The organism is Mesorhizobium montanum, from assembly GCF_033977145.1.
In the GTDB taxonomy this organism is placed as follows: Bacteria; Pseudomonadota; Alphaproteobacteria; order Rhizobiales; family Rhizobiaceae; genus Mesorhizobium; species Mesorhizobium montanum.
Genome location: NZ_JAVIJF010000001.1, coordinates 479,186 through 501,236, shown reverse-complemented (window position 1 = coordinate 501,236; position 22,051 = coordinate 479,186). Strand labels below are relative to the sequence as shown.

Sequence of the window (22,051 nt, the reverse complement as noted above, 5' to 3'; positions counted from 1 at the left end):
GCCCACGGCCACGGCCACCGCCACACCACCCGCTCCGCCCACCGCCACACCACCCTCGGCGGCGGCAACACCGCCAGCCGCAGCCACGACGCCGGCAACGCCCGCGCCGGCGACAGCCGAGGCGACCGTGCCGGTAGGGCAGAAGGCGATCTTCTACGAGGAGCGCACCAGCACCCAGCAGGGCACGGCCGAGCCCGGCAGCATCGTCTGGTCGCTGGTGCAGGAATCGCCCGGCGGCGACCTGCCGCCGGAGCCGGCGATCCGCGCCGAGGCGACGATTCCCGGCAAGAATATCCAGCTGCGCATGACGATCCGGCGCAACACCGACCAGACCCTGCCGGCCAGCCACATCATCGAGATGATCTTCCTGACGCCGAAAGACTTCGACGGCGGCGGCGTCGACGGCCTTCTGCGCATCGCCATGAAGAGCTCGGAGCAGGACGCCGGCAGCCCGCTGATCGGCCTCCCGGCCAAGATCGGCGACGGCTTCTTCCTCGTGGCGCTCAACGACAACAAGGCCGACCAGGACGCCAACCTGACGCTGCTTCGGGGCCAGGACTGGATCGACGTGCCGGTGGTCTACAAGACCGGACGCCGCGCGCTGCTCACGATGGAAAAAGGCATCCCGGGCGAGAAGGTGTTCGACGAGGCGCTGAAGGCCTGGGCGGCGAAGACGTCGGGGTGAGGGATCGTGGCGGCGCAGTGCGCCGCCACTTAAAACCCCTGAAACAGCATATCGAGGGCCGCAACGATATCGTCGTGATGCCTGGCAAGATTGCCGTCCGCCGCGCGTAGTTCCGAACCCGTCAAAGCCGACATGAATTGAGTGACCATGACATGGTCCTCGCCATCGATCCTGAAGATTGGGTTCAGTCGGCGGGCCGGCAACGGTGCCGTGTTGGGCGGCAAAAGCGGAACAACGACCTTGGTATCGAGGTGCTCCAGCAGGTCGGACTGGATATCGAGCAGATAACCGTCGCCTCCCGCACTTCGGTAGAAATCATATCGGGCCATCAAAACAGCCGGTATTTGGCTAAAGGCAGGCCATTGCGCTTGACGTAGTCGTTGGAGCTTTCGAGCGCCGCCTTATTCTCTTCCTGCCAGCGGCGCGTCTTTTCGGCAGAAATAGCCTTCGCAATTCCTTGCTCGGCAGCGCGGGACATGTTGATGCCCAGCGCCTTGGCCTCTTCGATCAATCTGGAATCAATCGAGGTGTTGACCGATTTGCGTTGCTGCTTTGCAGTTGAATGGAGCATGACCGCCTTCCTTTATGCGCATAAGATAAGCGCATAGATACGTGCAGGCAAGCCGGTTACCCCTCCATCTCTTCGCGCAGCATCTCAAGCTCCAGCCACTCTTGCTCGAGCGCGGCGAGCGTGGCGCGCTCCTTGTCGAGCGCGGCGATCGTCTTCTGGAATGACACGGGATCGCGTTCGTAGAAGGCTGGGTCGGCGATGTTGTTCTCCAGCCTGGCGATCGATGCCGTCACCGCTTCGATCTTCTTCGGCAGCGAGTCCAATGCGAATTTCTGCTTGAACGAGAGTTTTTTCGCCGGGCCCTTCGGCACTGCTTGTTCGGCTTTCGGCGGAGCCTCGGCCGCCTCGGCTTTTGACCTCGCCTTGCGGTCCTCCAGCCTGGAACCACCGCGCTGTGCCAGCATGTCGGAATAGCCGCCGGCATATTCGATCCAGCGCCCTCCGCCGTCCGGCGCGATCACGCTGGTGACGGTGCGGTCGAGGAAGTCGCGGTCGTGGCTGACCAGGATCACGGTTCCGGCAAAGCCGGCGACCAGCTCCTGCAGCAGTTCCAGCGTCTCCATGTCGAGATCGTTGGTCGGCTCGTCGAGCACCAGGAGATTTGCCGGGCGCGCCAGCACACGCGCCAGCAACAACCGCGCGCGCTCGCCGCCGGAAAGCTCGCGCACCGGCGTGCGCGCCTGCTCCGGCTTGAACAGGAAGTCCTTCATGTAGGAGACGACATGGCGCTGCTCGCCATTGACGACGAGGTTCTCGCCGCGACCGTCGGTCAGGTAATGCGTCAGTGTCTCCTGCGGGTCGACGGCCTCGCGTTTCTGGTCGAGCGTTGCGATCTCCAGATTGACGCCGAGCCGCACGGTGCCTGCGTCCGGCGCCAGCTCGCCGGTCAGCATCTTCAGAAGCGTCGTCTTGCCGGCGCCGTTCGGTCCGACCAGGCCGACGCGGTCGCCGCGCTGGATGCGGGTCGAGAAACCCTTGACCACGGTGAGGTCGCCGAAGCTCTTTTCGATGCCCTTCGCCTCGATCACCAGCTTGCCGGACTCGGCGGCGTCGCTCGCCACCATGGTCGCGGTGCCTTCGGCGCCGCGATGGCCGCGGAAGCGCTGGCGCATCGTCTGCAGTTCGCCGAGGCGGCGCATGTTGCGCTTGCGCCTGGCGGTCACGCCATAACGCAGCCAGTGCTCCTCGCGCACGATCTGGCGGCCGAGCTTGTGCTGTTCGCGCTCTTCTTCATCAAGCACCTGGTCGCGCCATTCCTCGAAATGGGCGAAGCCCTTGTCGAGCCTCCGCGTCCGGCCGCGATCGAGCCAGATCGTGGCGCGCGTGACGCGCTCGAGAAAGCGGCGGTCGTGCGAGATCAGGATCACCGCCGACGAGGTGCGGGCAAGCTCCTCTTCCAGCCATTCGATGACCGAAAGATCGAGATGGTTGGTCGGCTCGTCGAGCAGAAGGATGTCGGGCTCGGGCGCCATGACGCGAGCAAGGGCTGCGCGGCGCGCCTCGCCGCCGGAAAGGTCGTTCGGCCGCTCCTCGCCGGTCAGGCCGAGATGCTCCACCAGATAGGTTGCGCGATGCGGATCGTCGGCCGGACCGAGGCCGGCCTCGACATAAGCGCGCACGCTGGCGAAGCCATCCATATCCGGCATCTGCGGCAGGTAGCGGACGGTCGCCGAAGGCTGGCGAAACACCTCGCCGTCCTGCGGCTCGATCATCCCGGCGGCGATCTTGAGCAGCGTCGACTTGCCCGAGCCGTTGCGGCCGACCAGCGCGATCTTCTCGCCGGCGGATGCGCTAAGCGCCGCGCCATCGAGCAGCGGGGTGCCGCCGAAGGTCAGTTTAATGCCGTCGAGATTGAGAAGTGGCGGCGCCATGTCAACTTTCTGGAAATGTCAGCTTTCGGGAAGGGGATAGGGGTGGGCCAGAAGCAGCGCCCGGCCCCGCTCAAGCGCGATGCCAAGCCGCCCTTTGACCTCGTTTGATATAGTGAGCGAGGAGCCGAACGCTACCTCGACGCGGTCTAGCGGCCATTTGGCGCCGGAGACCGTCAGGCCGGCCAGATCGGAGAAGCCGAGCACCGAAAACAAGGTGCCATCATCATAATCGAAGCTGGACTTGCCAGGCAGGATGGGAACGCCCTCCTGCGCGCCGCTGGTCAGCAGAACGCGCGTGCCGGCGGCGGCCAGCCGCACGGCCAGCGCCAGATGCAGGAAGGCATGGTCGGCGCGCTTGCCGCCAAAGGCGCCGACCAGCACCAGGCTGGTGGCGCCGCGCTGGAGCGCTTCCGCTATGGCGAGCTCGCCATCGGTCATGTCCTTCTCGGCCGGGAAGACCTTGCGCGGCACGGCGGCCAGATTTTTCGGCAGGTTCGCCGGCACCGAGTCGAAATCGCCGACCCAGAGCTCAGGCATGAGGCCAAGCAAGCGAGCATGGCCGATGCCGGCGTCGGCGGCAATGATGCGCGAACCCTCGATCTGGCGTTCGATCCGCGGCGTGCGAATGAGCTCGCCGCCAAGCAGGATGGTGAATGTGCCCATGGCCGTCGCCCTTATCAGCCCGCCGGGCGAAACGGAAGCCGGCCACTTCGTAACGTTGCGTCCCGAACATTAGATGTCCGGCAAACTTCCGCTTGCGCGCGGCTTCGGGCGGGCCTATCTGTCGAAACGCTCTAACGGGGTGCCGGACGTGATCCGGCTGAGAGGCGAAAAGCCAACCCGCTGAACCTGATCCGGTTTGTACCGGCGGAGGGATTAGACGTTTCGGAACATCCGACGCCTCAATTCCTTGTCACTCGAACGAAGGAGGCGCCGATGCGCACGGTATTGTCCCATCTCATTCTCGCCACCGGCCTTGTTTCGCTCCTGGCAGGCGTCAGCCCTGCCGCCGCGAAGGACAAGCTCACCGTCTATACCTATGAGAGCTTCACCGCCGATTGGGGTCCCGGCCCGGCCGTCAAGAAAGAGTTCGAGGCCGAATGCGGCTGCGACCTCGAATTCGTCTCGGTCGCCGACGGCGTCGCCCTGCTCAACCGTGTCAAGCTGGAAGGCGCCGGCACCAAGGCCGATGTCGTGCTCGGCCTCGATACCAATCTGACCGCCGATGCCAAGGCGGGCGGCCTGTTCGCGCCGCATGGCGAAGTCTCCGGCATCAATGTGCCCGGCGGCTGGAGCGACGACACTTTCGTGCCCTTCGACTATGGCTATTTCGCCGTCGTCTACGACACCCAGAAGCTGAAGACGCCGCCGAAGAGCCTGAAGGATCTGGTCGATGGCGACGGCACCGACAAGATCGTCATCCAGGATCCGCGCACCTCGACGCCGGGCCTCGGCCTGCTCCTGTGGGTTAAGTCGGTCTATGGCGACAAGGCGCCGGAGGCCTGGGCAAAGCTGAAGCCGAAGGTCTTGACGGTGACGCCGGGCTGGAGCGAGGCCTATGGCCTGTTCACCAAGGGTGAGGCACCGATGGTGCTCTCCTACACTACATCGCCGGCCTATCACATGGTGGCCGAGAACACCGAGCGCTACCAGGCAGCCTCCTTCGAGGAAGGCGAGTACCTGCAGATCGAAGTGGCGGGCATCACCACGACCGGCGCGAAGAACCCGCTGGCGCGAAAATTCATAGCCTTCATGACCGGGCCGAAATTCCAGGACGTTATTCCGGAAACCAACTGGATGTTCCCCGCCGGTAAGACCGACAAGCCGCTCAACCCGGCCTTCGACAGACTGGTGAAGCCGACCAAGACCTTGCTGTTCAGCCCGGAGGAGGTCGCGGCCAATCGCAAGGCGTGGGTGGACGAGTGGCTGGTGGTGATGAGCAAGTAGGTGGTCTTGGTTATTATCCTTCCAAGATGATCGCTCTACGGCGCCCCCCTCTGTCCTACCGGACATCTCCCCCTCTAGGGGGGAGATTGGCTGTCACCTCGACTTTCGCCAATCTCAAACGTTGCAAAACAGAGCGGGACGTCGAAGCTGTTAATCTCCCCCCTAGAGGGGGAGATGGCCGGCAGGCCAGAGGGGGGCGCGAAGGAACGCAGCGTTCGCTAGCTCAAGCCCACATGGCGCAACGTGCAGCCGCGCTCTGACTCCCGCATTACCGCAGGCGTCGTCGCGCTTGCGGCAATCGCCGTGCTTATCGGTGGTGCTTTCGCCGGTCTTATCCTCGAAGGCGCGCATGATCTCTCCGGTGCTGCCGCCGCCTTCGACGGCTACCTCTTCCGCGTCGCCCGCTTCACGCTTTGGCAGGCGTTGCTGTCGACGCTGCTGTCGGTCGCGCCGGCGCTGTTGGTGGCGCGCGCGCTGTCGAGACATCCGGCCTTTGCCGGCCGCCGCCTGATCCTGCAGCTGTTCACCGTGCCGCTGGCACTGCCGGCGATCGTCGCGGCACTCGGTATATTGACGCTCTATGGCCGGGCCGGGTACTTCGCCGGCGTCTTCGCCAGGCTTGGCGGCGGAGAGTGGCCGGGCATATACGGCCTCTCCGGCATCCTTGTCGCCCATGTCTTCTTCAACCTGCCCTTGGCGACGCGCCTGTTCCTCGAGGCGCTGGGCACCATTCCAGCCGACCAATGGCGGCTGGCGAGCCAGCTTGGCATGGGCGCACGGCCGGCCTTCCGGCTGATCGAATGGCCGGTGCTGCGCGCGGCTCTGCCGGGGATCGCGGGGCTTGTCTTCATGCTCTGCATCACGTCCTTCACCATCGTGCTGACGCTGGGCGGCGGTCCGGCAGCGACGACGCTGGAGGTCGCCATCTACCAGGCGCTGCGCTTCGATTTCGATCCGGCGCGTGCCGTGGTGCTGACGCTTTTGCAGATCGCCCTGACCTTCGTCGTGGTCGTCGTGCTCACGCGGCTCGGCGCCAACACGGTCGGCGATGCCAATCTGCCGGTGGCGCCGCGCCGCTACCTTTCGGCGGGCCGGATGGAAAGCGTGCTGAACGCCGGCGTCATCGCGCTTGCCCTGCTGTTCGTCGCCGGACCGATGGTGGCGACGTTGCTTTCTGGCCTGGGGGCTGATCTCGGCCGTCTGGCGGGTGAGGAGGCGGTGCGCCGCGCCACCCTCACCAGCGCGGGCCTCGCCTTCCTCGCGGCGCTGCTCAGCGTGACGTTGTCGCTGGCGCTGATCGCCGCGCGGCGCGCTCTGGCCTTGCGGCGCCGGGCTGGCGGCGCCATGAGCCTGCTTGAACACGCCACCGACACCGGCGCCGGCTTCGTGCTCGTCGTGCCGCCGATCGTGCTTGGCGCCGGCTGGTTCCTGGCGCTACGCAATGTGGCGGATGTGTTTGCCATTGCCCCGGTCATGGTCGTCGGCGTCAACGCGGCGATGGCGATGCCGTTCGCCATCCGTGCCATTCGCCCCGCCTATGACGCGGCGAGCGAACGGCATGAGCGGCTTTGCCTGGCGCTTGGCGTATCCAGCTGGAACCGGCTGCGCCTGATCGACTGGCCGTCGCTCAGGCGGCCTTTAGCCACCGGCTTTGCCTTCGCAATGGCGCTGTCGCTTGGCGATCTCGGCGTGATCGCGCTGTTCGGCAGCGATTCCGTGCAGACCTTGCCTTATCTACTGCTGGCGCGCATGGGCAGCTATCGGACAGCCGATGCGGCGGGACTTGCCTTGCTGCTCGGCATCGTCTGCCTGATGCTGGTGGTCGTCGCCGACTGGTTGGGGCGAGAAGGAAGGTCATGACGACAACCATCAACGGTACCGTCGCGGAGAAGGGCCTCGCCGTTACGCTGGACGACGTTTCGTTCAGTTACGGCGAGGCATCCTTCCGCTTCAACGCCGAATTCGCCGCCGGCAGGGTCACCGCAGTCATGGGGCCGAGCGGCTCCGGCAAGTCGACACTGCTCAATCTGATAGCCGGCTTCGAAACGCCCCGCACGGGCAAGGTTCTCCTCGGCGGGGTCGATGTCGGCAATGCGCCGCCCTCGGCGCGCCCGGTGTCGATGGTGTTCCAGGAAAACAACCTGTTTGCGCATCTTCCGGTCGAAGCCAATGTCGGGCTCGGCCGGTCGCCGTCGCTGAAGCTCGGCGATGCCGATCGGGCGGCGGTCGCAGAGGCGCTGGCGCGGGTTGGTCTGGCGGGCAAGGAAAAGCGGCTGCCGCGCGAGCTTTCCGGCGGCGAGCGGCAGCGCGTGGCGCTGGCGAGAGTCCTGCTGCGCGCCCGGCCCGTATTGCTGCTCGACGAGCCTTTCGCATCGCTCGGCCCGGCGCTGCGCGACGACATGCTCGACCTTGTCGCCGGCATCCATGCCGAGCGCAAAATGACGGTCCTGTTCGTGACGCATCAGCCGGAAGATGCGCGCCGCATCGGCCAGGACATGGCATTCCTCGATGAAGGGACGATCGCGGCGATCGGCCCGGCCGACGATTTCTTCGATCGATCTGGACCGGATGCGTTCAGGCGCTATATCGGCGATCGAGGCGGCACCGTTGCCGGATCACAACATATTGCCCGGAAGCGGACATAATTTACGGCCAAACCGGCAATGGGCGATCCGGCGTTTGCTTGCCTTGTCCGGGGGAGTGTGGCTAGGTCCGGCCATGCTGGTCCGGCGGGGCCGTGATTTGCCGAAAGATTTCGAAAGGAAGCCGATCTGACGACCGGCGCGGAGAAAGTGTGGATGAGGCCGCTGGCACGATTTTTCGCGCTGGCGAGCGTTGCCGTGCTGGCCAGCTGCCAGATGTTCACGCCGCCGGACGTGCAGGAGAGCGGCTTCCAGCCTTCCGACAAGCCGATCACCGTCGACAATGTCGTCGCCAATGCCAAGCTCGCCGAAATGGCGAAGGCACAGCATCCGCGCATCCTGGCCACCTATGGCGGCGAATATTCCGACCCCAAGCTCGAACGCATGGTGGCCAAGGTTGTCGGCAATCTGACGGTGGTGTCGGCCAACCCGACCCAGACCTATCGCATCACCATCCTCAATTCGCCCAACGTCAATGCCTTCGCGCTGCCGGGCGGCTATCTCTATGTGACGCGCGGCCTGCTGGCGCTGGCTAACGATTCCTCCGAGCTTGCCGCCGTCATCGCGCATGAGATGGGCCACGTCACGGCGAATCATGGGCTGCAGCGGCAGCAGCTCGAGGCCGAGGAAGGCCTGGCGACCAAGGTGGTTTCCGACGTGCTCGGCGACAGCCCGACCGCAAAGGCGGCGCTGATCCGCGGCAAGCTGAGGTTGGCGCAATTCTCGCGCAACCAGGAACTGCAGGCCGATGCCATCGGCATCAAGTCGATCGGCGAGGCGGGCTACGATCCCTATGCCGCCGGCCGCTTCCTGCAGTCGATGTCGGCTTATACGGATTTCCGCTCGGCCAGCGGCGCCACCGACGCCAGCCTCGATTTCCTGGCGACGCACCCCAACACGCCGCAGCGCATCGATTTGGCGCAGCGCCTTGCGCGCAATTTCGGCCCGCCCGGCTTCGGCACGCGCGACCGCGACGCCTTCCTCGCCGGCATAGACGGCCTGCTTTACGGCGACACGCCGGAAGAAGGCTATGTGCGCGGCCAGACCTTCATGCACCCCAATCTCGGTGTCTCCTTCACGGTGCCGGACGGTTTCGTCATCGACAATACGGCTGCCGCCGTCACCGCGACCGGGCCGGGCGATATCGCCATCCGCTTCGACGGCGTGGCGATCGACAAGTCCGTGTCGCTCGCCAACTACATCCGCAGCGGCTGGGTGGCGGGGCTCGAAGACGCCAGCGTGCACCAGGACACGATCAACGGCAACGATGCGGCGACGGCGCATGCCAGCGCGCAAGGCTGGCAGTTCGACATCGCCGTGATTCGCGCCGGCGGGCAGGTTTACCGGCTGCTGACGGCCGCGCCCTCGGCCAGCACTTCGCTGGATCCGGTCGCGCGCTCGGTCAGCTCATCCTTCCGCGTGCTGAGCCCGGCCGAGAAGGCGGCGCTGAAGCCGCTGCATATCCGCGTCGTCACCGTCCAGGCCGGCCAGACCATGGGTTCGCTCGCCGCGCAAATGGTCGGCGTCGACCGCAAGCTCGATCTGTTCCGGGTGCTCAACGCCATGTCGCCGGGCGCGACGGTGTCGGCCGGCGATAAGGTCAAGATCGTCACCGACAAGTAGAGTCGGCGTCCGCGTTCAGGCGGCTTGGGTCCGGTTCGACGCTGTCTTTTCGGCAAGCAGTGACTGCCGCCATCAGAAGTTAGAACTGCTGTCGCCGCCAGTACTGTCGCCGGTGTCGCCGCTGCCGCTGTTGCTGCTGCCGCTGTTGCCGTCACCACTTTGACCGCCACTGCGGGGCCCGGGATGATCGCCGCCACTGCCACGCCAAGGCGCCGGCCCGGTATCATTCTGCGGTGGCTTGACCACTATCGGGACCGTCACCGTTGGCGCCTTCGGCGCGGGTATGCGGACCACCTTTATCTTCGTGATTGTTTTCGGCGGCTTGCACGCTGCAACGGTCGGGGTCTTGCGCCCGGCAAGACCGAGAATGCTCATCGAATACGTCTCTTGCCGCCCGATCCCGGCTCTGAGGAAAGCCAAGGCGCGGCCCGGGTCGGCGGGCACGCCATTGCGGCCATCCTTGAAGATCAGCGCCAGATCGTTCATGGCATTGATGTGCCCCATCGCCGCTGCCTTGAGCAGCAGGTCCAGCCCCTTGCCGGTATCGCGCTGGACGCCGACACCATCGAACAGGGCGCGCCCCCAAGCAGTCATGGCGTAGGGATCTCCCTTGTCGGCCGCCTGCGCATAGAAGCTGTTCGCTTTCGTGGGATCCGGGACCGCCCCTATTCCGGACGCGGCGATATAGCCGAGCTCGAAAACGGCGCGGATATGATCCTTGTCGGCCGCTTCCTGGATCGCCTTCCTCGCGTCGTCGGTCCTGCCGGCGGCCAGCAGCGCCCGCCCGAGCTCGTAGCGGAAGCGGGCGACATCGGGGTATGCTTGCACCGCCGCTTCGCAGGCCTCCACCGCCCCGCCGCCAATCTCATTCGCCAGGACGCCATGGGCGACGCCCTGCAAGTCGAGCGGCTCGCCGGCTGCCTGGTCGCAAGGATCGACACTTGGCGAGAGCTTCAATGTCGCCCGTTCCGACATTTTGCCAGCGCCGATCTGGAAGCCGATCTCGACGGGGGTGGCCTGACCGATCTGCGGCTCGTAACGCAATTGGTCGACTTCAGTTGCCATCAGGTTCGATTGCGGGGACAGGACGCGATTCGGCAACGACAGTGTCCCGCTCGCCGGGTAGCTGGCGAGCTTGAGGCTGATGGGGACATCCTTGGCAGGGAGATCCAATTTCAGCGGAACCGGGCCGACGCCGACCGGGACGCCGATGTCGCGATTTCCGATCGCTTCGGCGGCAGCGGCGACCTGGATTTTGCGCTCCGCGACCTGCTGGTTTTGCTGGGCGTCGGGCGGCGGCAGCGCCGGTTGCTCCACCCCGCGCATCAGCACCACGTCGTCGATCAGTGAAGAATTCTCCCACGGAATCTGCTTGCCGCCGGTCGCCTTGACCACATCTCGGCGCACAGCGGCCATGACCGAATGTATCTCCTGGTTCGGCGCCAGCGCGCGGCGGGAAAAGGACGACGAAAACGGGCTGAGATCGCCGCTGCCGTCATAAGCGACCGCCCCCGGCTCCGTGGCAAAGGCGATCAACGTATTCTGCGAGCCCGTCACTTGCGCGAGGCCGGTGCCGTCGGCGACGATCAACTGGTCGCGCAGCCAATAGTCCTTGCGCGGGAAAGGATCGTTGCGACAGGCATCGAGGATGATCACCTGGATCTTCGATTTCGAGCGCAGCTGCTGCAGTATGTCATCGACCTTGATAGCCTGGACCTCCATGTCGGCCGCGTCTCTCAGCGACGCATCGACTGGAATGAGGAAATTCTCGCCGCCGATCTGGAAGCCGTGGCCGGAATAGTAGACGACCGCCAGATCGGCGCCGTCCGCTGCCGCCAGATAGTTGCGGAACTGCTCTTCGAATTGAAGCTTGGTCAAGTCCTTGGCCGCGAACACCTCGAAACCGGCCAGCCGGAACGTCTTCGAAACGTCCTCGGCGTCCTTGTCGGGGTTCTTGAGCGCCGGGATTTCGCGGTACCCGGAATTGCCGATCACAAGGGCAACCCTTCGATCGGCGTGCGCTTCGAACGTGGTGAGACCCACGAGCATCAGGGCTGCAAGGAGCACGCAGCATCGCAGCATGGCATATCCCCTATCCGTTATGGTCTGGAGACTTCAAAAAGACCGGTTGCGGCGCAACGGTCTGTTAAAGAGATCACAATCCATAGATACGGGTGAGGAAAAATTGCCGCGATGGCGATATTTTCTTATTTTATAAATATCTTAATATCGATTTTCGAGCTTTTCTATGAATTTTCACGCGGCTTCCGCCAAGAATTCAGGGTTCTGCTTCACCAGCGCCAGCTTCAGCTTTTCCATGGCGCGCGCCTCGATCTGGCGGACACGCTCCTTGGATATGCCGAGCTGCTCGCCGAGCGATTCCAGCGTCGCGCCATCATCGCTCAGCCTGCGCTCCTCGATGATGCGAAGCTCGCGCGCGTTGAGTGCGCCGAGCGCGCTTTTCAGCCAGACGGCCCGGCGCTGAATGTCGATCATGTCGCCGACGATCTCATCGGGAAGCGGGTCTTCGCAAACCAGGAAATCCATCCGCTCGGCGGCACCGTTCTCGTCGGCTAAAGGCGCGTTGAGCGAGCTGTCGGGGGAGGACAGGCGCGAATCCATCATCGCCACGTCGGCCTCCGGCACGCCGAGCGCCGCCGAGACCTCGCGGTATAGCGAGGCGTTGGATATCGGCTCGGCGCCGTTGGCGAGGCGGGCGCGCAAACGTCTGAGATTGAAAAACAGTGCCTTCTGCGCCGAACTGGTGCCGCCGCGTACGATCGACCAGTTGCGCAGGATGTAATCCTGCATCGAGGCGCGGATCCACCACGTGGCGTAGGTCGAGAAGCGCACTTCGCGCGCGGGCTCGAAACGGGCCGCGGCCTCGAGGAGGCCGACATGGCCTTCCTGGATCAAGTCGCCGAGCGGCAGGCCGTAATGGCGGAATTTCGAGGCCATGGAGATGACCAGGCGCATATGGGCGACAGTGATCCTGTGCAGCGCCTGCTGGTCGTTCTCTTCCTTCCAGCGCAACGCGAGGACATGCTCCTCGTCGCGCTCGAGATAGGGAGCCCTCATTGCCGCCCGGACCAGTGTCCGTCCTGCCGCGTCCTCGATCATGCCGGGCTCCCTTTTGGCGGTGATTGCATAGTGGCGGTTGAAAAGACGCCGCCGCGCCCTACAACAGCCATGCAACGTGTCAGGCGCATGGATGGTTCCGCCGCCCGAGGGGGCAAGTGTTGCCAGCGGGAACATTTCGTTATCGGCCCGGATACGCCGCTTGGCGGATTGTCGAGGGATTTTGAGGATCAGATTTCTGGCAGAGCCGATATTTGAAATCTGGTTCCTTATTCAGCAGCCTTCTATCTGTCAGTTTCCGGCTCTCACAATCGAGCCGGGCACCGGTCAAAACGGGATCACAGAAAAATGAAATGGCTTAAATCACTCCTTATCGCCGGAACGCTGCAGGCTCTGGCGGTCACCGCCGGCCATGCCGGCGCCAATCTCGACCAGATCAAGCAGGCTGGCGTCATCAAGGTCGGCACCGAAGGCACCTATGCGCCCTTCACCTATCACGACGAGTCCGGTGCGCTGGTCGGCTTCGACGTCGAGATCGCCAAGGCCATCGCCGACAAGCTCGGCGTCAAGGTCCAGTTCCTCGAAGGCAAGTGGGACGGCCTGATCGCCGGTCTCGACGCCAATCGCTACGATGCCGTGATCAATGAGGTCGGCATCACCGATGCCCGCAAGGCCAAGTATGATTTCTCCGATCCCTATATCGCCTCGAAGGCCGTGCTGATCGTGCGCGGCGACAACACCGACATCAAGACCTTCGCCGACCTCAAGGGCAAGAAGTCGGCACAGTCGCTGACCTCCAACTTTGGCAAGCTTGCCGAAACCAACGGCGCCGAGCTCGTCGGTACCGACGGTTTCGACCAGTCGATCCAGCTTCTGCTTACCGGCCGCGCCGACGCCACCATCAACGACAGCCTGTCCTTCCTCGACTTCAAGAAGCACAAGCCGGACGCCAATGTGAAGATTGCCGCGCAGGAAGAGAATGCCGACTATTCCGGCGTTATCGTACGCAAGGGCGATCCGGATCTGGTTGCCGCGATCAACAAGGCGCTGGCCGACATCAAGGCCGACGGCACCTACAAAAAGATCGCCGATAAATATTTCGGCCAGGACGTTTCGCAGTAAGCTGTACCGTTCTTTGGCTTCTTTAATTCCGGCGGGTCGTCTTTGACGGCCCGCCGTTTTTCGCATGATATTCATCCAGCGCCGCGGCTGTAGGACAGCCGCAGCGCCTGGACAGGAGGACTTCCGTGCCGCACTGGCTGCAGTTGATGCTGGACTCGTTGCCGACGCTGTTGTGGGCGGCGCTGATCTTCACCGTGCCGCTGACGCTCTTGTCCTTCGCGCTCGGGCTCATAGCCGGACTGGTGACCGCGCTGATCCGGCTGTTCGGCCCGAAACCGCTGGTGCTGCTCGCCCGCTTCTATGTCTGGATCTTTCGCGGCACGCCGCTTCTGGTGCAGCTCTTCCTGATCTTCTACGGCCTGCCGTCGGTCGGTATCCTGCTCGATGCCTTTCCCGCGGCCCTGATCGGCTTCACGCTCAACATCGGCGCCTACACGTCGGAGATCATCCGCGCCGTCATCGGTTCGGTGCCGAAAGGGCAATGGGAAGCTTCCTATTCCATCGGCATGACCTGGAGCCAGGCGATGCGGCGCACGATCCTGCCGCAGGCCGGCCGCGTTGCGGTGCCGCCGCTTTCCAACACCTTCATCTCGCTGGTCAAGGACACGTCATTGGCGGCAGCGATCACGGTGCCGGAGATGTTCCAGGCCGCGCAGCGCATCGTCGCCACCACCTATGAGCCGCTGATCCTCTATGTCGAGGCGGCGGCGCTCTATCTCGCGTTAAGCTCGGTGCTGTCGGCGCTGCAGGCGCGGCTGGAGGTGCGGCTCAACCGCTATGGCGGGTTCCTGGAGGCCAACGCATGATCGGCCTCACCAACATCGAAAAACGCTTCGGCGACAACCTGGTGCTGAAAGGCGTCACCGTCAGCCTCGACGAGGGCAGCGTGACGGCGCTGGTCGGCCCTTCGGGCGGTGGCAAGAGCACGCTGCTGCGCTGCATCAACCTCTTGGAGATCCCGACTTCCGGCGCCTTGCGCATCGGCGATGAGGCGCTTGAATTCCACCCGGGTGGCAAGGTGCCGGCAAAAGATATCCAGCGCATCCGCCTGCAGACCGGCATGGTGTTCCAGAACTTCCAGCTCTTCCCGCATCGCACGGCGATCGAGAATATCATGGAGGGGCTGGTCACGGTGCTGAAATGGCCTGAGTCGAGAGCGCGCGAACGGGCGCTGGCGCTGCTCGAAAAGGTCGGCATGGCGCACAAGGCAGACGCCTGGCCGGCGACGCTGTCGGGCGGTCAGCAGCAGCGCGTGGCGATCGCCCGGGCGCTGGCGCCGTCGCCGCGCGTGCTGCTGTGCGATGAGCCGACCTCGGCGCTCGACCCGGAACTGGCGCAGGAAGTGGTCGACGTGCTTGGACAGCTTGCCCGCGAGGGCACGACCATGGTGATGGCCACGCATGATCTGCGGCTTGCCTCCAAGATCGCGCAGGAGGTCGTGTTCCTCGATGCCGGCTCGATCGTCGAGAAAGGCCCTGCCTCGGTGGTTTTCGACAATCCGGAGCGCGAGCGCACCAAGCGCTTCATCGCGTCGTTGCGGCAGGAAGAGGCGCAGAAGGAAGCCGGAGCCCCACAGACGCCCGCTCCTTGAAAAACAAAAACCCGGCGCGAGGCCGGGTTTTCGTCTTCAGATGGCGAAAAAGCTCAGGCAGCTTCTTCCTGTTCGGATTCTTCGTTGTCGGCCTTGGCGCCGCGCTTCGGACCCTTGTTGAGGTTGACCTCGATGAGGCGCACCGCTTCGGTCTCCGACATGCGGTTCACCGCGGCGATCTCGCGGGCCATGCGGTCGAGCGCGGCTTCATACAGCTGACGTTCGGAGTAGGACTGCTCCGGCTGGTTGTCGGCGCGATAGAGGTCGCGCACCACTTCCGAGATCGAGATCAGGTCGCCGGAATTGATCTTGGCATCATATTCCTGGGCGCGGCGCGACCACATGGTGCGCTTGACGCGGGCACGACCCTGCACGACCTTCAGCGCGCGGTCGACATAATCTTCTTCCGACAGCTTTCGCATGCCGATCGAGGTCGCCTTGGCGACCGGCACCTTCAGCCGCATCTTGTCCTTCTGGAAGTCGATGACGAACAGTTCCAGCTTGTGACCGGCAACTTCCTGCTCGTCGATCGCCACGATCTGGCCGACGCCGTGTGCCGGGTAGACGATGAACTCGCCGGTCTTGAACCCGTGGCGGGCCGCGGTGGACTTCTTCTGCGGGGTGATCGTTGCCATTACGCCCTGAACTCCTTGGTTGTAGCGCCGGCATGGCGGCGCCGGCTGAACTCGCGTGACCGGCGACAGCCGATCATTAGCCGCACAACAGGTGAACCCACCGGAAAAAGCTGAGACCAGCAAAGCGCACGAATGCGGCCGCCTGTCCCAGATCGCTCTGGTCCGGGTTTGAGAAGCTCACCTTTCAGTGATTTGGGGCGTTAGCGCCATAAATCGACGTTGTGTCACCGGCATGTTTGGTTGATGTAACACAAAAAGTCGGAAGAATCAAGGTTTTGCTGCGTTCGCAGACGCCGAGCGGCACCCCTGCCTGTCAAGACAGTAATTGTATCGGCCACGTTACGCCGCGTCACGCCGGCGTTGCCAGCACCTATATCAATCGCCTTCGCCGGGCACCGCCGAGAAATATTTCTCGAACTTTCCGGTCTCGCCGTCGAAGGTCTTGGCGTCCGCCGGAGGCTCTTTCTTGGCGGTGATATTGGGCCATTTCTCTGCGTATTCGGAATTGACCTGCAACCATTTGTCGAGGCCGCCCTCGGTGTCCGGCTTGATCGCGTCGGCCGGGCATTCGGGCTCGCAGACGCCGCAGTCGATGCACTCGTCGGGATGGATGACGAGCATGTTCTCGCCCTCGTAGAAGCAGTCGACCGGACAGACCTCGATGCAGTCCATGTATTTGCATTTGATGCAATTGTCGGTCACGACATAGGTCATTGCAGGCTCCGGAACGTCCCATTTTGTTGGGCTTTTCGGCTGAGGTAACGCCTTTGCCCGCCGCATGCAAGGGCAGGGCTTGCTGGCGGAGCCGGCGTTGCGGAATGGAATTCCAGTCCTTGGCGCAGTTCGGCGGTTGATGGAAAGGCCGGCCTGCTCCGGCGAGGTCGTCGAACCTAACCGCTGCGAACTTTTTCCGGATTGCTCCGGCTGCGCCGAGGTCCGGTCTCAATCATCGCCAAGCAGCCGGTCGGTCTGCCGGCGCTCGCGTTTGGTCGGGCGGCCGCTGCCGGCCTCGCGCAAAGCCGGAATGGCGTCCGGGACGGCCTCGCCTTTGGGTGTCGGCGCCGGGGACATGTCCTCGTAAAGCAGCCGCGCCTCCTCGGCAGGGCCGCGCCTCGCGCCGCAATTCAGCACTTTCCAGACGAGGATACGGCCCTCGAGCGTGATGGTCAGCACGTCGCCGGGCTTCACCAGATCCGAGGCCTGCGCTGCTTTGTCGCGATTGATGCGAACACGCCCGGCGACGACGACCTTTGCCGCCAGGGACCGCGACTTCACCGCGCGCGAGAAGAACAGCCATTTGTCGATGCGCTGGCGGCCTTCCCCAACCATCGCAGGCTAGCTTTGTTGGAGCATGATCTTATCCGAAAACCGGTTCCCACTTTTCGGGATCATGCTCTAGCCTATTTCTTCAGCTGGTCGCGCAAGGCGGCGAGCTTGGCGAAGGGCGAATCCGGGTCGAAGCGCTGCGGGCGCTCTTCGCGCGGCTTACTCTGAAAGGTCGGCTTGCCGCCCGGAGCGTTGCCCTTGCCGTCCTGTCTTTTGCCCTTCCAGTCGGGCCGGCCCTCGCGGCGGTCGGGGCGTTCGCCTTGCGGCCTGCCCTCGCGCCGTTCACCACCCTCGCGCCGGTCGCCTGTCTCCGGCCTCGGCTTGAACTTCGAGCGGTCGAAGCGCGGCTTACCAGCGCCGTCACGCTGCTCGCGGGCCGGGTGATCGCCGGTCTGGCCGCTTGCAGCACCTGCCTGGCTGTCGCGTGAAGGCTGACCACCGCGCGGGCGATTGTCACGACGGTTGTCGTGGCGATGGCGCGAACGCTGATGATCGAAACGCGCCTGGCGCCATAGAAGGATTGGTTTTGGCTCCTCGGCTTCCGCTGCGGGCTCACCGACTTCACCCTCACTCTCGTGCGGAGCGCCGGCGCGCAGCGCCGGGGGGGCGCCGGCGGTATCAGTATCTGCATCGTCGGCGCCGTCACCCCCACCCGCGTCGCTTCGCGCCGCGACCTCCCCCATCGAGGGGGAGGTGGGAGCTTCGGCAAGTTCGGCCGACTCGAGCACCACAATATCCTCTGCAGAACGGGCTTCTTCCGTGACCTCGGTCGAAGCTTCTGCCGGCTCTCCCGCGGCGGGTTCCTCAGCCACTTCCGCAATGGTTTCGGCCGGAACTTCGGCGGCAGTCTCGACAGCGGCAGCCGGCTCCGAACCTTCGACGGATGTCTCAGCAACCGCGTCTGTCGCGGCAGCTTCCGCCGCCTGCGCGGCGCGAGCTGCCTCTTCCGCGGCGAGCTTCGCCGCCGCCGCTTCGCGGGCGACATTGTCCTGGGCCTCGAGCTTCGCCTTTACCTCGGCCTCCGGCTTCGCCTCGGAGCGATAGCCGAGGCCCTTCAGGATTTCTTCCATGTCGTCGGCGGTGGCGCCGAGGATCGACATCATCGGCGGCGTCACCATGAAGGCGTGGCCGTCATAGGCGCCGTCCGGGCGCTGGCCGAGGCCGGGCTTCCAGTTGGTCGCCGGGCGGATGAGGTCGGCAAGCCGTTCGAGGATATCGACGCGCACCGCGCGGCGGCCGAGATTGCGGTAGCCGGCGAGCTTGTAGAAGGTCTTGTCGAAGGCCGGATCGATGACCACCGAGGTGCGGCCCGAGGCGAGCGCATGCACGACATCGCCAAAACCCGGCTTGTCCTTGCCGTCGTTCTTCAGCGCCCAGAGCAGCGTCACCAGACCGGCCGGCGCTGGCTTGATCAGTGCCGGCACGAAGACATGGTAGGCGCCGAAGCGCACGCCCAGCCGCCGCAGCGCAGCGCGGCCTTCCTGGTCGAGCGACTTCATCTCCTCCGCGATGTCGCGGCGATTGATCAGGCCGAAATGCTCGACCAGCTGGAACGCGATGCCGCGCGCGATGCCGGTGAGCTGGTCGGCATTCTTCAAATCGACCAGCGGTTTCAGCAGCGACTCGATCTGGAAATTGACGAAACGCTCGGCACGCGCCGCGACCCTGTCGCGGGCAGGGCCGGTCAGCTGCTCGTCGGCAAGCAGGACCAGACGCGGCTTCAGCGCTTCGTCACCGGCCACCAGCGTGCCGATCGGCGCGCCGATCCAGCGCAGGACGCCGTCGGAGCCGAGCGCCAAGTCGCCATTGGCGCACGCGGCAAAGCGCTCGGCGCGCGCCTCGAACTCGGCGGCAAGTGCTTTTTGGGCGGCGGTGCGCACCGCCTTGGCGTCCTCGCCGCCGGCGCTCTGGTCGGCGGTGAAGCGGAACCCCTGCAACTCGCCGACGTGATGGCCTTCGACGAGAACGGTTCCGGTTGGGCTGATTTCGGCTTCAGGCATGGTATTTTCTCTAAGGCGCCGCATGAGGACGGAAGTCCTGCGGTCTACGAAGCGTTTCGTCAACCGCTCATGCAGCGCATCCGACAATCTGTCTTCGATTTCGCGCGTCTTTTCCTGCCAGTGTAGCTGATCGGCCAGCCAGCCCGGCCGGTTGGAGACGAAAGTCCAGGTGCGGATCTGCGCGATCCGGTGCGACAGCGTGTCGATGTCACCTTCCATCGTGTCGGCGCGGCGCACCTGCTCGGCCATGTAATTCTCATCGACATGGCCATGGCGCGCAAGGTCCATATAGATGGAGGCGATGAGGTCGGCATGCTGGGCCGGCGCGATCTTGCGGTAGTCGGGCAGGGCGCAGGCCTCCCAGAGCAGCGCCACGCGTTCCATGCCTGAGGCTAAAGCGCGGATGTCGCCATCGCGCGACAGATGCTCCAGCGCCTGCGCGTCCACGGCCGGCAGCGCGCGGGTGAGCCCCTCGACCGGCGCATTGGTTTCGATCGAGCGCTTCAGTTGATCTAGGCTGGAAAAGTCGAAATCGGCGGTGCGCCACTGCAGCACCTTCACCGGGTCGAAGTCGTGCCCCTCGATCTTCCTGACCAGGTCCTCGTCGAGCGGATCGACCTGGCCGGTGACGCCGAAGGTGCCGTCGCGCAAATGGCGGCCGGCGCGGCCGGCGATCTGGCCGAGCTCGGCCGCGCTCAGGTTGCGGTATTGATAGCCGTCGAACTTGCGGTTCTGGGCGAAGGCGACGTGGTCGAGGTCGAGGTTCAGCCCCATGCCGATGGCATCGGTGGCGATAAGGTAATCGACGTCGCCGGACTGGAAGAGCGCCACCTGGGCGTTGCGGGTGCGCGGCGAGAGCGCGCCGAGCACGACGGCGGCGCCGCCCTGCTGGCGGCGGATCAGTTCGGCGATGGCATAGACCTCGTCGGCCGAGAATGCGACGATCGCCGTGCGCCGCGGCAGCCGGGTGAGTTTCTTCGAGCCGGCATAGGCAAGATGCGACAGCCGCGGCCGGGTCACCACCGACACGCCCTTCAAGAGGCGCTGCAGGATGCCCTGCATGGTGGCCGCGCCCAGAAGCAGCGTCTCCTGGCGGCCGCGCAGATGCAGGATGCGGTCGGTGAAGATGTGGCCTCGTTCGAGATCGCCGGCGAGCTGCACCTCGTCGATGGCGACGAAGGCGGCATCGGTTTCGCGCGGCATCGCTTCGACGGTGCAGACCGAATATCTTGCTCCGGCCGGGACGATCTTCTCCTCGCCGGTGATCAGCGCCACCTTGTGGGCGCCCGCCTTCTCGCAGACGCGGGCATAGACTTCGCGGGCGAGCAGCCGCAGCGGCAGGCCGATGACGCCGGTCTCATGCGCGACCATGCGCTCGATGGCGAGATGGGTCTTGCCGGTGTTGGTGGGCCCTAGCACGGCCGTCACGTCGCGGCCCGAAAGGATCAGTGGCTGGGAGTGTTTCGGCTGGATATTCATCGGCTCGGAAATGAGGTTTCTGCCGCTTTTGGTCGGAAGCGCGGCGGCGCCGCCGCGTGTGACAGCCGACACATAGGGATTTAGGACGACGAGCGAAAGCGGAATGTTCCTCCGGGATAGGCGAGGCCGGCCGGGCCGGTCAAAAATCGGCTGTTGTTAACGGCTGGAACGAGTCTGGAACGAATCAGCGACGAATCGGTGACTCGTTCTGATTCATGGTTTGTTCATGGCTATATGTGGATTTTTTGACGATGAGTCTCACCACATGCTGAATCGGGAAATTGGCCCGATTCATGCTTGGTGCTCGCTGGAACCAAGCCGTCGTTAACCTTTGCCGGTAAACGGTCGTGGCCGACTTGCGGGTGGCCCCCAAGATTATGAAATTGTTGATTTTTCTTAATCGCTTTTAACGAATTCGGTGGAGTTCGCCCCGTCTGCCGTTAACTTTTCGGCCAAAGGCAGAACGAATCGGCGACGAATCAGCGTTCCGCCGATTTTCCCGGTTTGTTCACCCCTAGATATGGTGTTGTCCACAGCTTGCCCACCGAGAATTCACAGCTTGCGAAGCGGGTTGTGCACAGGGTGTGGCCCGGGCCGTTAACCTTTGCGTGCCGAATTGAGGCAAGGTGTCGCGCCGGCCTTTCCAGCGGGCGAGAAAGGGCGGCCCGGATGTCAGGGCCGCCCTAGTGCAATTGGATATCAGGCGAAGTACTGGCCGCCATTGGCTGATATGGTCGAGCCGGTGATGAAGCCGGCCTCGTCGGAAGCCAGGAAGACGACGCAGCGCGCGATTTCTTCCGGCTCGCCGAGGCGGCCGACCGGAATCTGCGGGATGATACGCTCGTTGAGCACCTTCTCGTCGATCGCCTTGACCATCTCGGTGGCGATATAGCCGGGGCAGATCACGTTGACGGTGATGCCGGCGCGAGCACCTTCCTGCGCCAGCGCCTTGGAGAAGCCGATGTCGCCGGCCTTGGCGGCCGAATAATTGACCTGGCCGGCCTGGCCCTTCTGGCCGTTGATAGAGGAGATGCTGATGACGCGGCCGAACTTGCGGTCGCGCATGCCGCCCCACAGCGGATGCGTCATGTTGAAGACGCCCGACAGATTGGTGTCGATGACTTCTTTCCACTGTTCGCGCGTCAGTTTGTGGAACATGGCGTCGCGCGTGATGCCGGCATTGTTGACCAGCACCGAGACCGGGCCGAGATCGGCTTCGACCTGTTTGATGCCGGCGGCGCAGGCGTCATAGTCTGCGACCGACCATTTATAGGTCTTGATGCCGGTCTCGGCGGTGAACTTGCTTGCTGCCTCGTCATTGCCGGCATAGTTCGCGGCCACCGAATAGCCGGCGCTCTTCAGCGCCACCGAGATCGCCGCACCGATGCCGCGCGATCCGCCCGTGACGATTGCTACTTTGGACATGAAGTTCCTCCCTTTTTGGTCGGAGGAGCGAATAGGGAGTAGCGAATAGCGAGTAG

18 protein-coding genes, 1 pseudogene and 1 riboswitch are annotated in these 22,051 nt (G+C 64.3%); of the genes and pseudogenes, 8 read left to right on the top strand and 11 right to left on the bottom strand.

All coding sequences use genetic code 11. From position 1 onward, the window contains the following. Window positions 1-685 (top strand): annotated as a pseudogene (locus tag RFM68_RS02400) (hypothetical protein); the annotation flags it as partial. A gap of 29 nt (window positions 686-714) precedes the next feature. Here the strand turns inward: RFM68_RS02400 and RFM68_RS02395 are convergent. From RFM68_RS02395 to RFM68_RS02380, 4 genes are read right to left on the bottom strand one after another with little or no spacing between them, the layout of a single operon-like run. Then, window positions 715-1,014: a CcdB family protein gene (locus RFM68_RS02395; protein WP_320231032.1), complete on the bottom strand. Its 300-nt coding sequence runs from the start codon at window positions 1,012-1,014 to the stop codon at window positions 715-717. Further along, window positions 1,014-1,256, bottom strand: a complete 243-nt coding sequence (locus RFM68_RS02390) for a type II toxin-antitoxin system CcdA family antitoxin (protein WP_320231031.1) — start codon at window positions 1,254-1,256, stop codon at window positions 1,014-1,016. The genes RFM68_RS02395 and RFM68_RS02390 overlap by 1 nt, the downstream gene beginning before the upstream one ends. A gap of 56 nt (window positions 1,257-1,312) precedes the next feature. Next, window positions 1,313-3,127, bottom strand: a complete 1,815-nt coding sequence (locus RFM68_RS02385; RefSeq protein WP_320231030.1) for an ABC-F family ATP-binding cassette domain-containing protein — start codon at window positions 3,125-3,127, stop codon at window positions 1,313-1,315. Between the two features lie 18 nt (window positions 3,128-3,145). Further along, window positions 3,146-3,790 carry a thiamine diphosphokinase gene (locus RFM68_RS02380; RefSeq protein ID WP_320231029.1) on the bottom strand — a complete coding sequence of 215 codons (645 nt, stop codon included), beginning with the start codon at window positions 3,788-3,790 and terminating at the stop codon, window positions 3,146-3,148. Window positions 3,791-3,915: 125 nt separating this feature from the next. Beyond that, window positions 3,916-4,020: riboswitch (TPP riboswitch) on the top strand. A 43-nt stretch (window positions 4,021-4,063) separates the two neighbouring features. Here RFM68_RS02380 and thiB point away from each other — a divergent pair. The 4 genes from thiB to RFM68_RS02360 all read left to right on the top strand — a co-directional run bounded on the left by thiB (window position 4,064) and on the right by RFM68_RS02360 (window position 9,339). Further along, window positions 4,064-5,074: a thiamine ABC transporter substrate binding subunit gene (gene thiB / locus RFM68_RS02375; protein ID WP_320231028.1), complete on the top strand. Its 1,011-nt coding sequence runs from the start codon at window positions 4,064-4,066 to the stop codon at window positions 5,072-5,074. Between the two features lie 243 nt (window positions 5,075-5,317). Continuing rightward, window positions 5,318-6,934 (top strand): thiamine/thiamine pyrophosphate ABC transporter permease, encoded by a 1,617-nt coding sequence (gene thiP / locus RFM68_RS02370; protein WP_320231027.1) that lies wholly within the window; start codon window positions 5,318-5,320, stop codon window positions 6,932-6,934. Then, window positions 6,931-7,719, top strand: a complete 789-nt coding sequence (gene thiQ / locus RFM68_RS02365) for a thiamine ABC transporter ATP-binding protein (protein WP_320231026.1) — start codon at window positions 6,931-6,933, stop codon at window positions 7,717-7,719. Before thiP ends, thiQ begins: the two co-directional genes overlap by 4 nt. Window positions 7,720-7,872: 153 nt before the next feature. After that, a complete protein-coding gene (locus tag RFM68_RS02360) occupies window positions 7,873-9,339 on the top strand; it encodes a M48 family metalloprotease (RefSeq protein ID WP_320231025.1) in 1,467 nt (488 codons plus the stop codon). 72 nt (window positions 9,340-9,411) lie between these two features. Here the strand turns inward: RFM68_RS02360 and RFM68_RS02355 are convergent, their stop codons facing one another. Together RFM68_RS02355 and RFM68_RS02350 are read right to left on the bottom strand one after the other, a co-directional pair. Then, entirely contained in the window at window positions 9,412-11,388 is a 1,977-nt protein-coding gene (locus tag RFM68_RS02355) for a caspase family protein (protein ID WP_320231024.1), read from the bottom strand. A gap of 207 nt (window positions 11,389-11,595) precedes the next feature. Beyond that, on the bottom strand, window positions 11,596-12,459 hold the full coding sequence (locus RFM68_RS02350) for an RNA polymerase factor sigma-32 (RefSeq protein WP_320231023.1): 864 nt from the start codon (window positions 12,457-12,459) through the stop codon (window positions 11,596-11,598). A gap of 306 nt (window positions 12,460-12,765) precedes the next feature. Between RFM68_RS02350 and RFM68_RS02345 the strand changes: the two genes are divergently transcribed. The 3 genes from RFM68_RS02345 to RFM68_RS02335 all read left to right on the top strand — a co-directional run bounded on the left by RFM68_RS02345 (window position 12,766) and on the right by RFM68_RS02335 (window position 15,130). Then, complete coding sequence (locus RFM68_RS02345) at window positions 12,766-13,539, top strand: amino acid ABC transporter substrate-binding protein (protein ID WP_320231022.1); 774 nt, start codon at window positions 12,766-12,768, stop codon at window positions 13,537-13,539. A gap of 125 nt (window positions 13,540-13,664) precedes the next feature. Continuing rightward, the gene (locus tag RFM68_RS02340; RefSeq protein ID WP_320231021.1) at window positions 13,665-14,345 is read left to right on the top strand and encodes an ABC transporter permease subunit; all 681 of its coding nucleotides are present in this window, start codon (window positions 13,665-13,667) and stop codon (window positions 14,343-14,345) included. After that, a complete protein-coding gene (locus RFM68_RS02335) occupies window positions 14,342-15,130 on the top strand; it encodes an amino acid ABC transporter ATP-binding protein (protein ID WP_320231020.1) in 789 nt (262 codons plus the stop codon). Before RFM68_RS02340 ends, RFM68_RS02335 begins: the two co-directional genes overlap by 4 nt. Before the next feature lie 53 nt (window positions 15,131-15,183). On the opposite strand, the gene RFM68_RS02330 is transcribed toward RFM68_RS02335, so the two are convergent. The 5 genes from RFM68_RS02330 to phbB form a co-directional block, all read right to left on the bottom strand. Continuing rightward, the gene (locus RFM68_RS02330; RefSeq protein WP_140803259.1) at window positions 15,184-15,765 is read right to left on the bottom strand and encodes a CarD family transcriptional regulator; all 582 of its coding nucleotides are present in this window, start codon (window positions 15,763-15,765) and stop codon (window positions 15,184-15,186) included. Between the two features lie 375 nt (window positions 15,766-16,140). Continuing rightward, window positions 16,141-16,479 (bottom strand): ferredoxin FdxA, encoded by a 339-nt coding sequence (gene fdxA, locus RFM68_RS02325; RefSeq protein WP_320231019.1) that lies wholly within the window; start codon window positions 16,477-16,479, stop codon window positions 16,141-16,143. Window positions 16,480-16,707: 228 nt separating this feature from the next. After that, window positions 16,708-17,094 carry an RNA-binding S4 domain-containing protein gene (locus tag RFM68_RS02320; RefSeq protein WP_320231018.1) on the bottom strand — a complete coding sequence of 129 codons (387 nt, stop codon included), beginning with the start codon at window positions 17,092-17,094 and terminating at the stop codon, window positions 16,708-16,710. Between the two features lie 71 nt (window positions 17,095-17,165). Continuing rightward, window positions 17,166-20,570, bottom strand: a complete 3,405-nt coding sequence (locus RFM68_RS02315) for a helicase-related protein (protein ID WP_320231056.1) — start codon at window positions 20,568-20,570, stop codon at window positions 17,166-17,168. A 699-nt stretch (window positions 20,571-21,269) separates the two neighbouring features. Then, window positions 21,270-21,995, bottom strand: coding sequence for an acetoacetyl-CoA reductase (gene phbB, locus RFM68_RS02310; protein ID WP_320231017.1), 726 nt, complete (start codon window positions 21,993-21,995; stop codon window positions 21,270-21,272). Window positions 21,996-22,051 lie beyond the last annotated feature (56 nt).

Coding starts and splice junctions, on each gene's coding strand:
- thiQ (WP_320231026.1), top strand. CDS start 6,931: ATGACGACAACCATCAACGGTACCGTCGCGGAGAAGGGCCTCGCCGTT.
- thiB (WP_320231028.1), top strand. CDS start 4,064: ATGCGCACGGTATTGTCCCATCTCATTCTCGCCACCGGCCTTGTTTCG.
- RFM68_RS02350 (WP_320231023.1), bottom strand. CDS start 12,459: ATGATCGAGGACGCGGCAGGACGGACACTGGTCCGGGCGGCAATGAGG.
- RFM68_RS02395 (WP_320231032.1), bottom strand. CDS start 1,014: ATGGCCCGATATGATTTCTACCGAAGTGCGGGAGGCGACGGTTATCTG.
- RFM68_RS02335 (WP_320231020.1), top strand. CDS start 14,342: ATGATCGGCCTCACCAACATCGAAAAACGCTTCGGCGACAACCTGGTG.
- RFM68_RS02360 (WP_320231025.1), top strand. CDS start 7,873: ATGAGGCCGCTGGCACGATTTTTCGCGCTGGCGAGCGTTGCCGTGCTG.
- RFM68_RS02345 (WP_320231022.1), top strand. CDS start 12,766: ATGAAATGGCTTAAATCACTCCTTATCGCCGGAACGCTGCAGGCTCTG.
- RFM68_RS02380 (WP_320231029.1), bottom strand. CDS start 3,790: ATGGGCACATTCACCATCCTGCTTGGCGGCGAGCTCATTCGCACGCCG.
- RFM68_RS02320 (WP_320231018.1), bottom strand. CDS start 17,094: ATGGTTGGGGAAGGCCGCCAGCGCATCGACAAATGGCTGTTCTTCTCG.
- RFM68_RS02330 (WP_140803259.1), bottom strand. CDS start 15,765: ATGGCAACGATCACCCCGCAGAAGAAGTCCACCGCGGCCCGCCACGGG.
- fdxA (WP_320231019.1), bottom strand. CDS start 16,479: ATGACCTATGTCGTGACCGACAATTGCATCAAATGCAAATACATGGAC.
- RFM68_RS02390 (WP_320231031.1), bottom strand. CDS start 1,256: ATGCTCCATTCAACTGCAAAGCAGCAACGCAAATCGGTCAACACCTCG.
- phbB (WP_320231017.1), bottom strand. CDS start 21,995: ATGTCCAAAGTAGCAATCGTCACGGGCGGATCGCGCGGCATCGGTGCG.
- RFM68_RS02385 (WP_320231030.1), bottom strand. CDS start 3,127: ATGGCGCCGCCACTTCTCAATCTCGACGGCATTAAACTGACCTTCGGC.
- RFM68_RS02315 (WP_320231056.1), bottom strand. CDS start 20,570: ATGAATATCCAGCCGAAACACTCCCAGCCACTGATCCTTTCGGGCCGC.
- RFM68_RS02355 (WP_320231024.1), bottom strand. CDS start 11,388: ATGCTCGTGGGTCTCACCACGTTCGAAGCGCACGCCGATCGAAGGGTT.